Source organism: Micromonospora sp. CPCC 206061, from assembly GCF_036906915.1.
GTDB lineage: Bacteria > Actinomycetota > Actinomycetes > Mycobacteriales > Micromonosporaceae > Phytohabitans.
In genome coordinates this window covers 33,582-43,440 of the sequence record NZ_JBAKHX010000072.1, presented here as the reverse complement: position 1 = coordinate 43,440, position 9,859 = coordinate 33,582, and the positions used below count along the sequence as shown (strand labels likewise).

Sequence of the window (9,859 nt, the reverse complement as noted above, 5' to 3'; positions counted from 1 at the left end):
CGAGGGGCAGGGCGCGCCCGCGGCGAGGCGAGGGGACGGCGCGTGGCGGCGCGCGGGGGGCGCACGGCAGCGCGCTGGGCGGCGGGGCGAGGGGGCGGGGCGAGGGGGCGGGGCGGGTTAGCTGGTTTCGCCGGCCACGGAGAAGGAGCGCAAGCGGTCGATTGCCAGCACCGTGAAGCCGACCGCGAACAGCGCCGACATGACCAGCGCCACCGGCAGCGACACCTTCGCCTCCAGCAGCGGCGTCGGTGCGATCTTGTCGGCGATCGTGATCACGTACTGCTGGATCGACAGCACGCGCGTGCCGGAGACGAAGTTGCCGAGCAGCCCTTCCCACACAAGCACGTACACGAGCCCGAGAAGCACGGGTCGCCGCGTCACCAGGCTCAGCGCCATGAACAGCGCCGAGTACGCCAGCGCGCCCAAAGTCCCGGCGGCGGCGAGCGCCAGCCCGAGACCGACCGAGTCGGCGAGCACCCCGGCCACGTACATCGGCACCGCCACGGACACGGCGGTCGCCGCGGTGGCCACTGCCAGCTTCGGCAGCACGATCTGCCAGCGCGGCAGCGGCTTGGTGAGGACGTGCACGATCGTGCCGTCGTCGATCTCGGAGCCGAGCACGCCGGTGCCCGCGATCAGGGCGATCACGGGTAGCACCACGGCCAGCCCGAGGCCCACCAGCACAGGCTCGCCCCAGTGCTCGGGCGCGACCCCGAAGGCCCGGCTCAGCACGGCGAGCCCGATCACGAGCAGCGGCAGCGGCAGGAGCAGCAGGAACCGGCGCCGGCCGAAGAGTCCCCGCGCGGTGATCCAGGTGATCGTCTGGGTGACCATCGTTATGCCTCCACCAGGTAGGAGAAGACGCTCTCCAGGGACTCGTCGGAAGGTAGGAGCCGGCGCACCCGGATGCCCTCGGCGAGCGCGATCTTGGGCAGCGCGCGGGTGAAGCTGCCGTAGTCGCCGGCCCGTACGGTCAGCCCCGCTCGGTCGATCTCGACGCCGCTGACGGATGCCTGGCCGATCAGGGCGACGGCGAGCCGCCTGTCGTCGGTGGACTGCACCGCGAAGACGTGCGGCCTGTTCGACATCAGCCGCCGGATCGCCCGGTAGTCGCCGGACGCCGCGAGCCGGCCCGCCACGATCACCTGTACCGTGCCGGAGACCTGCTCGACCTCTTCCAGAATGTGCGAGCTGAAGAGAATGGTGCGCCCGGCGGCGCCCAGGTTGTGCAGCAAATCCATCATGTGCAGCCGTTGCCGCGGGTCCATCCCGTTGAACGGCTCGTCGAGCAGCAACACCTGCGGGTCGTGCACCAGCGCGGCCGCCACCCGGGTGCGCTGCCGCATGCCCTTGGAGTACGTGCCGATGCGGCGGTCCTGGGCGTCGGTCATCTCGACCAGTTCCAGGGCGCGCCGCGCGGCGGCCTCGGGGTCGGGCAGCTTGTGCAACCGAGCGCTCACGACCAGGAACTCGCGCGCGGTCAGGAAGTCGTGCACCGCTTCACGCTCGCTGACCAGCCCGAGCCGCTCGTACACGGACGGGTTGCGCCAGGCGGATACGCCGCCGACCGTGACGGCGCCGCGCGAGGGTGCGAGGAACCCGGCCATCATGTGCAGCACGGTGGTCTTGCCTGCGCCGTTCGGGCCGAGCAGGCCGGTCACGCCAGGGCCGAGCGTCATGGTCACGTCATTGACCGCGACCACATTGCCGTACCACTTCGAAACCCCGTCAAGCACGACGTCGGTCATGCGCCGCCTCCCGCAGCCGACACAAAGCGAACGGAGCCGTGAGGCCGGCCTACAGCACCCGAACCGCCCGCGCGCAGCGCGCGCCAGGTTTGCAGCGACCGCAGCGACTGGCGGCTACCGGGAGGCACAAGGGGCGCATGACCCGCGTGAGCGGAGCGAGCGCCTACTAGCTCTGTCATGACGATGCGACCTTCCGGTAACGGGCCATCAGGAGGGCGATGCAGCCGGCGACGAGCCCGACCGCGACCGCCGCGTAGAGGGGGCCGAACGAGCCGACGTCGTCGCCACCCTCCGAGCCGAAGAGCCACACGCCCACGCCGTACACGAGGCTGGACGGGCTGAACATCAACGCCAGGTCGTTGAGCGTTTGGGACGGCAGCACGGCGAAGACCCCGACGATCGGCGTGGTCATGAGGAACACCGCGACGATCCCGCCTGCGGCGAACGCCCGCTTGCCGGTCAGCGAGGCGATCAGCAGGCCCAGGCCGGCGAAGACCGTCGCCCACAGCACCGCGTAGATCAGGCCGGGCACGAGGTCGCCCACCTCGGTCCACACGGCCTTGAGGCTGTCGGCCGAGAAGGCGGCCACCAGGAACATCAGCAGCTGCGGTCCGCCGAGCAGCAGCCACACCGCCGTGGCCAGGGCCGCGAATTTCGCGTACACGTAGTCGGCGCGAGGCAGCGGCCGGGAGAAGTACAGCGGCAGCACGCCCGAGCGCAGGTCGCGCGAGACCAGTTCGGGTGCGACCACCGCCACGAAGAAGATCACCAGCCAGGCCATGGTGTCGGCGAACGAGCTGTACGTGACGACGACCTCGCCGACCTGCGCCCGCACCGCGGCGAGGATCAGGCCGGTCAGTGCCACGATGCCGAGGACGAACCACGGGAAGATCTTGGCTTTGGCGCTGCGCCCGAGCCCGAAGGCGGTGCGCAGGCCGTGCGTGTAGAGCGAGCCGAACACGTACCGGCGCCCGAGGCGGGGACCGGTGTAGCGCTGGTATCCGATGTCATGGATGACACCCGTCAGGTCAGACATGGGTCACCTCCCGGGTCGCGAAGAGTTCCGCGACGCGGTGGCGTCGCTGGTCGAGGCGGTGCAGCGGCAGGTCCAGGTCGGCCACCGCGCTCAGGATGCGGTCGTAGGTCTCGTCGTCTTCGAGGGGTACCAGTAGCAGCCGGCCGTCTCTGCGGACGGTCAGGCCGAGCATGTCGAGCCGGGTGGCCAGCTCGTCGGTACCCTCGCTCACCTCGACCGCCAGCACGTCAGTGACCGTGGTCATCGCCGAGATGTTGTCGGAGCGCAGGAGCCGGCCGGCGTCGATCGCGATCAGCGAGTCGCAGATCCGCTCCACCTCGCCGAGCAGGTGCGAGCACACGACGACCGAGATGCCGAACTCGGTGCCGATGCGGTGGATCAACGCCAGCATCGCGTCGCGTCCGGCAGGGTCGAGGCCGTTGGTGGGCTCGTCGAGCAGCAGTAGGTCGGGGTCGTGCACGAGCGCCTGGGCCAGCTTGACCCGCTGCTTCATGCCGGTGGAGTAGCCGCCTATCTGGCGGTACCGCTCCTCGTAGAGGCCAACGTGGCGCAGCGCCTCGGAGGCGCGCTCGCGCGCGGCTGTGCGCGGCAGCCCGCTCATCCGCCCGAGATGGGTGACGAACTCGGCGGCGGACAGGTCGGGTGACAGGCTGTCGTGCTCGGGCATGTATCCGACCCGCGCGCGTACGGCGGCGGCGTCGGTCGTGGGGTCCAGATCCAGTACGCGTACCGAGCCGCTCGTTGGAGGGAGCAGCCCCAGCAGAATCTTGATCAGGGTGGACTTGCCGGCGCCGTTCGCGCCGACCAGCCCCACGATGCCCGGCTCGACGCTGACCGTGAGATCGGCAAGCGCGGTCACCCGGCCGCCGTACGTCTTGGTGAGCGCTTGGGTCGCGATGAGGGTCACGGGGTCAGCGTATGGATCGGGTCCCCCGGTTTCTATCCGGCGTTACCCTGGCGGCGCCCCTAGTTTTCGGCTGACCAGAGTGGCGTTCGGGCTGGTGGCCCGTAGCGCGGCCGCGAGGGCGTCGCCGGCCGAGGCCAGGTCGGGGTCGCTCATCGGCCCGAGGGCGTCGAGGATGAAGACAGCCCGCGTCGTGGTGTTGGTGATGCGGGTACGCACGCACTGCCGCCAGTTCCAGCGGCGGCACGTGACACCGAGGTCGTCTCTCCAGACCACCTCGCCGGGGCTGGGATGCTCGACCGCCGGCGCGCCGTCGGCCGTGGTGTCGAACGGCTCGTCTCCGGTGGCGCGCACCAGCCGCAGCGGCCCCTGATAACGGTCGACGTCTTCACCGCCGATCGGCACCACGTGCGCCACCGACACCGCGTTGTACGCGTCGGTGAGCCGGTCGATCCGCGGCAACCCCTGGGGGGCCCGCCGGATGAGCGCGTCGACGCTCGGGCGGGTGCGCTGTGGCTTGGCGCCGAACCCGCGGAACGCGTCTCGCCAGGCGTCCAGGTGGGCGTGTTCGGCGACCGCACCCTCCTCGGCCGAGCGCAATATCTTCTCGGTCGTACCGTCGCTTGGGCCGGGCTGGAGGCCATCGGCGAGAATGAGCAGCGCGCGGTAGTCCGGTCGCAGCGCGAAGACGGCCGGCTCCACGTAAGCAGTCGCGAGCCACCGGTCATCATCTTGTGCCATACGGTCAGTATACCGACCGCATCTCCTTCGGGTCCGGTAGCCGACAACGTCGAGCCGTGGCACTCTCGACCGATGGACGGCCGGCTGCGAAACTGTGGTCCGGTTCGCTGTGCGGGGCCCCCGCGGAAACGCTGAGCGAAGCGAGCGTTTTGGTGGGGTGCATTTGGGGGTGCAATGAGCAACGGGTGGGTGCTGCCCGACGAGGTGCTGCGTGACGCGCCGGCGTACACGCCTCGCTCGTACGAACTAGCCGACCTCGAGTTGCTGCTCGCCGGGGCGTACGCCCCGCTGACCGGCTTCCTCAGCCGGGCCGATCTCGCGAGCCTTGCCCGGCGCGGACGCCTGGTCGACGGCACGCCCTGGCCGGTGCCGGTGACCCTCGAGGTGCCTGGTGACCTGGTCGCCGGCCTGCAGCTCGACAACCCGCTGCACCGGGTGCTCGTGATCACCGACCCGGAGGGCGCCCCGGTCGCCGCGGTCGACGTGACCGACACCTGGCCGACCCGCGATGGGCGCCAGGGCGTGGGCGGCAGCGTGCGCCGGCTCGGCGACGGGGGGCACGGCCCGTTCCAGCGGCTGCGCCGCACCCCGGACGAGGTCACGTCGCTGCTGCCGCCCGGCCGCGTCCTCGGCGTGGTGGCCGACCGGCCGCTGCACCGGCCGCAGCTCGCCCAGATCGCCCACGCGGCCCGCACCCTCGCCGCCCACCTGCTGGTGCTCATCCCGGTCGCCGAGCCCGGGCCCGACGGGCTACCGCCCGAGGTGCTGGTGCGTGCGGTCTTCGCGGCCCGCGACCGGATGCCGCCGGCCACCTTGGTGGCGGTGCCGCTGACCCGGCGCGGCGACGAGATCCGCGACGCGCTGCTGCGCGCCAAGGTCGCCGCCGCGTACGGCGTGACCCACCTGCTCTCCACCGGCGAAATGCTCTCCGGCGGCGGCCCGCGCGTGCTGGTGCCCCGCGAGCTGGCCTATGACAACCGTGACGGTCAGTGGCGCTGGCGCGACGACATCCCGCCGCGCAACCGCCGCCTCGCGCTCAGCCCCGAGGAGATCGACGACCTGCTCGACCGCGGCTTCCCGCTGCCCGAGTGGCACACGCCGCCCGCAGTCGCCAAGGAGCTGACCCGGGCCCGCCCGCCGCGCCGCCACCGCGGCCTCGTGGTGTTCTTCACGGGGCTGTCCGGCTCCGGCAAGTCGACCATCGCGCGGGGCGTCGCCGACGCGCTTCGGGAGAGCGGCGACCGCACGGTCACCCTGCTCGACGGCGACGTCGTCCGGCGTGAGCTGTCCAAGGGCCTCAGCTTCAGCAAGGAAGACCGCGACATCAACGTCCGCCGGATCGGCTGGGTCGCGGCCGAGGTGGCCCGGCACCGCGGGATGGCGCTGTGCTGCCCCATCGCGCCCTACCGCAGGGCGCGGGCGACCGCGCGGGCGATGGCGCAGACCGCCGGCGCCGGCTTCGTCCTCGTGTACGTCAGCACGCCGCTGGCCGTTTGTGAGCAGCGCGACCGCAAGGGCCTCTACGCCAAGGCGCGGGCCGGCCAGCTAACCGGCATGACCGGCGTCGACGATCCGTACGAGGAGCCCACCGACGCCGACCTGGTGATCGACGCGAGCGAGGTCTCGATCGACGAGGCCGTGCGGACGGTGCTCGATCACCTCACGGAGACGGGCTGGGTCGAGCCGCGCCTTCAGCCGGCGTGACCCGCACCTGAAACATCCGCTCCTGCCCGAGCTGGCGATAGGCGTCGAGCCCCTGCCGCGTACGGTCCACCCTGGAGTCGTTGCCGCGCTGATCGCCCGGGGTGTCGAAGTACACGAGCGCCTTGACTCGCGGGAAGAGCGCCATCTGCATCGCCACCGTGTCGAAGAAGTACGCCTGGTGGCTGGGGTTCTTCGGGGAGTGCCAGACGCCCCATTCGCCGAGCATCAGCGGCTTGTCGGGGTGCCGTGCGGCGGCCCAGTTGTAGAAGCCCGGCCATGACGGCTTGTCGTCGGAGCGGCGGTTCATCATCTCGGCGAAGTCGCCGTAGCCGTGCCCGGGCTCGCTGTACGCGTACACGTCCCACCCCACCCAGTCGACCACGTCGTCGCCCGGGTACAGGTCTTCGAACCACGATTGGGTGGTCCATTTGATGTACGCCATGTGCACCATGACGGACACCATGTTGTCTACGCCGCGCTCTCGCAGCCCGCTGATGACGTGCCGGAACATGGCCGCGTAGTCCTTCGCGGTGTAGCCGGAGCCCTGCCGCGGCTGGACGTCGTTTTCCGGCTCGTGGTGCACGGTCAGGAAGAACGGCGCCGTCAGGGTGTACCGGATGTGCATGGCGAGCCTGTCCAGGTACCGCTCGGTGGCGGGGTGGCCGGCGGCGATCCGGGCCCAGGACGCGCCGCGCGGCTTCCAGTTGAGGAAGAGGATGCGCTCGCGGGCGATGACCACCTCTTCGGGCGTCGGGAAGAGTTCGGTGCCCCGGTGGTAGGCGTGGTAGACGGCCTGCGGGCGGCCGGTCTTGGACTCGAAGTCGTGCAGCGCGAGGTGGCGTGGGGTGGTGGTGTGGGCGCCCGGGGCCACGCCCCAGAGGGCGCCGCAGGTGGGCACCAGCTTCTCGCCGGTCACGCACTCCGGATCCGGATCGTCAGACGGCGACGGAGCCGGCGAGTCCGACGGCGAGGCAGCGGGCGTCTCGGATGGCGACTCCGACGGCGAGTCCGAGGGAGACGGTGAGTCCGACGGCGAGGCGGCGGGCGACGCAGAGGGCGACGCAGAGGGTGACTCCGACGGCGACTCGGATGGGGACGGCGCCGGTTCTCCCGAGGGCGACTCCGACGGCGAGGCCGAGTGGGATGGAGACGCCGAGTCGGACGGGGACGCCGAGTCCGAAGGCGACGGTGAGTCGGATGGCGACGGTGAGTCCGAGGGCGAAGCGGAGCCGGAGGGCGAAGCGGACGGCTCCGGCGCCTTACCCAGCCACGACAGCCAAAGCGTCGGCTTGAAGAAGGCGTCCAGGGTGCCGTCCGATGCGAAGAACATCGCGAACCCCATGGGTGCGGTCACGGCGAACGAGTACCTGCCGGGACCGCGGATCTCGCGGGTCACGTCGAAGATCACCATGCGGTCGTGCGCGCGGGGACGGGCGCTGGCCACCACCGCGCCGAGCGGGGGCGCCGAGCGGGCGTTCAGGCTCGCTTCCCGCCAACCGATCGACGGTACCCGGGTCAGCTCGATGTGCGAGGGCAGGGCGCCCGCGCGGCGGCTGAGGCGCACCTCGGCTCGGACCGGCCGCTTGCCGCCGCTGAGTCCGCGCACCGTGAACTTGAGGTAGGTGATCGCGGCGCCGCCACCCATGCCCCCGGCCATCAGCTCGGGGCGCCCGCCACCTGCGCGGTGCGGGTCGGCGGTGGCCGCATACGTGTCCTCGGCAGCCGCGATCCGCTGATCGGGTGCGGTGCCGAGCCGGCCACCGAGGTAGCCGAGCAGGACGGCGAGCGCCGTGGCGCCGGCCGCGATGCCGACGCCGGTAAGAACGCGTGCTCTGGCCATGGCAGTGCCGCCCTTCTTGCGACCGCCTCGTTACTGCCGATGCACTAGTGCTAGTTGGTACTGAATATGCACTATAAAGCTTAAGTCCGTTTTGCGGGACCTTGTTTGGGAGTTACGTACCGACCCGGCCACCCGTTGACCCCTTCAGATCCCAGCCTCGCGAAAGGTCCTGCCCTGCCCATGGACGCCAGCCAAGTGGCACCGCGCCCGGCTTCGACCGACATCTCCGACTACTTCGTGATGCTGCGGCGGCACTGGTGGGTGGTACTCCTACTCGTAGCCATCGGCATCGTTGGCGCGCTTCTCTACACCACCGCCCAGCCGAAGCTCTACGAGTCGTCCACGTCGGTCCTCGTCCATCCAGCCGGACAAGACACCAACGTGGTCGGCGGGCGGACCAAGGGGGACATCAACCTCGACACCGAGGCCCAGCTCGTCCGGTCCACCGCCGTGGCTGCCGGCGCCGCCGAGCTGATGCGCGCCACCACCGCCCCCGACGAGCTGGCCCGCAACGTCACCGTCGAGGTACCGGCCAACACCGCCGTCCTGGTGATCACGTACGGCGCCAGCGGCCCTGCCGCCGCCCGCGCGGGCTCGCACGCGTTCGCCGAGGCGTACCTGCGCAACCGCGAGGAGAGCGCGAAGGCCGACATCGACGCCCAGATCGCGGCCCTCAACGCCAAGGTCAAGCAGCTCAGCAGCGCCCTGACCCAGGTCAACAGCCGGCTCGCCCAGCTGCCCGACAGCAGCCCGCAGCGCCCCAACCTGGAGAGCCAGCGCTCGACCACGCAGAACCAGCTCAACAACCTCAGCGGCAAACTGAACGACCTCACCACCGCCACCGTCACCGGCGGAAAGATCATCAGCGACGCCCGCCTGCCCGAGGTACCCAGCAAGCCGGACCGGGTGCTCAACCTCGCCACGGGCGCCATGCTCGGCCTGCTCCTCGGGCTCGGCGTCGCCCTGGCCCGGGAACGGCTGGACCGGCGGGTGCGCACCGCCGGCGACGTGGCACGCGGCAGCCGGGTGCCGGTGCTCGCCGAGCTCGGCCAGGAGGAGGAACCGCGGTTCGACGACGTGTTCCAGCCGTACGCGGCCGGCGGCCGTACTTTCAACCGGCTGCGTAACGAGGTCGTGGCGTCCCTCGGGCCGGACGACAAGGTGGTCGTCGTGGCTGGCGCCAGCCGTGGCATGGCGTCGACGCTGGTCGCCGCGAACCTCGCCGCGGCCCTCGCCCGCACCGGCAGCGACGTGATCCTGGTCGGCGCGCACCAGCCCGACAGCGTGACCGACACGGCACCGCTCGCCTCGATCTTCGGGGTCGCGCCGACGCCCGGCCTCTCCGACGTGCTCGCCGGCCGGGTCGGGCTCGCCGAGGCGGTTCAGCCGGCGCCGCGCATCCCGTCGCTGCGCGTGGTCACCACGGGCGGTACGGCCAGCGCGGCGGGGCTCATGCAGTCGCAAGGGCTGCGGGACGCGCTCGACCTGCTCAGCGCGCGGCCCGGGTATGTGGTGATCGAGGCACCCTCCACCGCCAGCAGCGCCGACGCCCAGAGCCTCGCCAGCTTCGCCGACGCCGCGATCATCGCCGTCGAGCGGCGCCGTACCCGCCGGCCGGAGGTGACCGACGCGGCCGAGCAGCTGCGGCGGGTCGGCACCCCACTGCTGGGCGCCGTCGTGCTGCCCCGGCTCAACCTCGACCACCAGCAGGTCGCGCCCACGATCGCCCGGACGCCCGCCCGCGCCCTGCCCGCGCCGCCGCCGATCCCGCCCGACGGGACGGAACCCGCCGACCTCAGCTCGGCCGGGCTGGCCGAAGTCGACCTGTCCACCGCCACCGCCGTGATCCGGGTACCCCCGCGCACCGGCCCCCGGAAGTGACGACC

The 9,859-nt window shown here is 71.5% G+C and carries 8 protein-coding genes; 2 read left to right on the top strand and 6 right to left on the bottom strand.

The window, feature by feature from the left end:
* Window positions 1-117: 117 nt before the first annotated feature.
* From V6V89_RS32610 to V6V89_RS32590, 5 genes are all read right to left on the bottom strand, one after another.
* A complete protein-coding gene (locus V6V89_RS32610) occupies window positions 118-834 on the bottom strand; it encodes an ABC transporter permease subunit (protein ID WP_334623386.1) in 717 nt (238 codons plus the stop codon).
* Between the two features lie 2 nt (window positions 835-836).
* On the bottom strand, window positions 837-1,748 hold the full coding sequence (locus V6V89_RS32605; RefSeq protein ID WP_334623385.1) for an ABC transporter ATP-binding protein: 912 nt from the start codon (window positions 1,746-1,748) through the stop codon (window positions 837-839).
* Between the two features lie 175 nt (window positions 1,749-1,923).
* Window positions 1,924-2,784, bottom strand: a complete 861-nt coding sequence (locus V6V89_RS32600) for an ABC transporter permease (protein ID WP_334623384.1) — start codon at window positions 2,782-2,784, stop codon at window positions 1,924-1,926.
* Window positions 2,777-3,691, bottom strand: coding sequence for an ABC transporter ATP-binding protein (locus V6V89_RS32595; RefSeq protein WP_334623383.1), 915 nt, complete (start codon window positions 3,689-3,691; stop codon window positions 2,777-2,779). Before V6V89_RS32595 ends, V6V89_RS32600 begins: the two co-directional genes overlap by 8 nt.
* Before the next feature lie 42 nt (window positions 3,692-3,733).
* Window positions 3,734-4,429 (bottom strand): B3/B4 domain-containing protein, encoded by a 696-nt coding sequence (locus V6V89_RS32590; RefSeq protein WP_334623382.1) that lies wholly within the window; start codon window positions 4,427-4,429, stop codon window positions 3,734-3,736.
* A 174-nt stretch (window positions 4,430-4,603) separates the two neighbouring features.
* Here V6V89_RS32590 and cysC point away from each other — a divergent pair, with 174 nt between their 5' ends.
* Window positions 4,604-6,133 (top strand): adenylyl-sulfate kinase, encoded by a 1,530-nt coding sequence (gene cysC, locus V6V89_RS32585; RefSeq protein ID WP_334623381.1) that lies wholly within the window; start codon window positions 4,604-4,606, stop codon window positions 6,131-6,133.
* Here the strand turns inward: cysC and V6V89_RS32580 are convergent.
* Window positions 6,090-7,973, bottom strand: coding sequence for a CBM96 family carbohydrate-binding protein (locus V6V89_RS32580; RefSeq protein ID WP_334623380.1), 1,884 nt, complete (start codon window positions 7,971-7,973; stop codon window positions 6,090-6,092). The two genes, cysC and V6V89_RS32580, sit on opposite strands and share 44 nt — an antisense overlap.
* A 180-nt stretch (window positions 7,974-8,153) precedes the next feature.
* Between V6V89_RS32580 and V6V89_RS32575 the strand changes: the two genes are divergently transcribed.
* The gene (locus V6V89_RS32575) at window positions 8,154-9,854 is read left to right on the top strand and encodes a Wzz/FepE/Etk N-terminal domain-containing protein (protein WP_334623378.1); all 1,701 of its coding nucleotides are present in this window, start codon (window positions 8,154-8,156) and stop codon (window positions 9,852-9,854) included.
* Window positions 9,855-9,859: the final 5 nt, after the last annotated feature.

What these genes read in the sequence shown, in the direction of transcription:
- V6V89_RS32610 (WP_334623386.1), bottom strand. Translation starts at nt 834, where the DNA reads ATGGTCACCCAGACGATCACCTGGATCACCGCGCGGGGACTCTTCGGC.
- V6V89_RS32605 (WP_334623385.1), bottom strand. Translation starts at nt 1,748, where the DNA reads ATGACCGACGTCGTGCTTGACGGGGTTTCGAAGTGGTACGGCAATGTG.
- V6V89_RS32600 (WP_334623384.1), bottom strand. Translation starts at nt 2,784, where the DNA reads ATGTCTGACCTGACGGGTGTCATCCATGACATCGGATACCAGCGCTAC.
- V6V89_RS32590 (WP_334623382.1), bottom strand. Translation starts at nt 4,429, where the DNA reads ATGGCACAAGATGATGACCGGTGGCTCGCGACTGCTTACGTGGAGCCG.
- cysC (WP_334623381.1), top strand. Translation starts at nt 4,604, where the DNA reads ATGAGCAACGGGTGGGTGCTGCCCGACGAGGTGCTGCGTGACGCGCCG.
- V6V89_RS32580 (WP_334623380.1), bottom strand. Translation starts at nt 7,973, where the DNA reads ATGGCCAGAGCACGCGTTCTTACCGGCGTCGGCATCGCGGCCGGCGCC.
- V6V89_RS32575 (WP_334623378.1), top strand. Translation starts at nt 8,154, where the DNA reads ATGGACGCCAGCCAAGTGGCACCGCGCCCGGCTTCGACCGACATCTCC.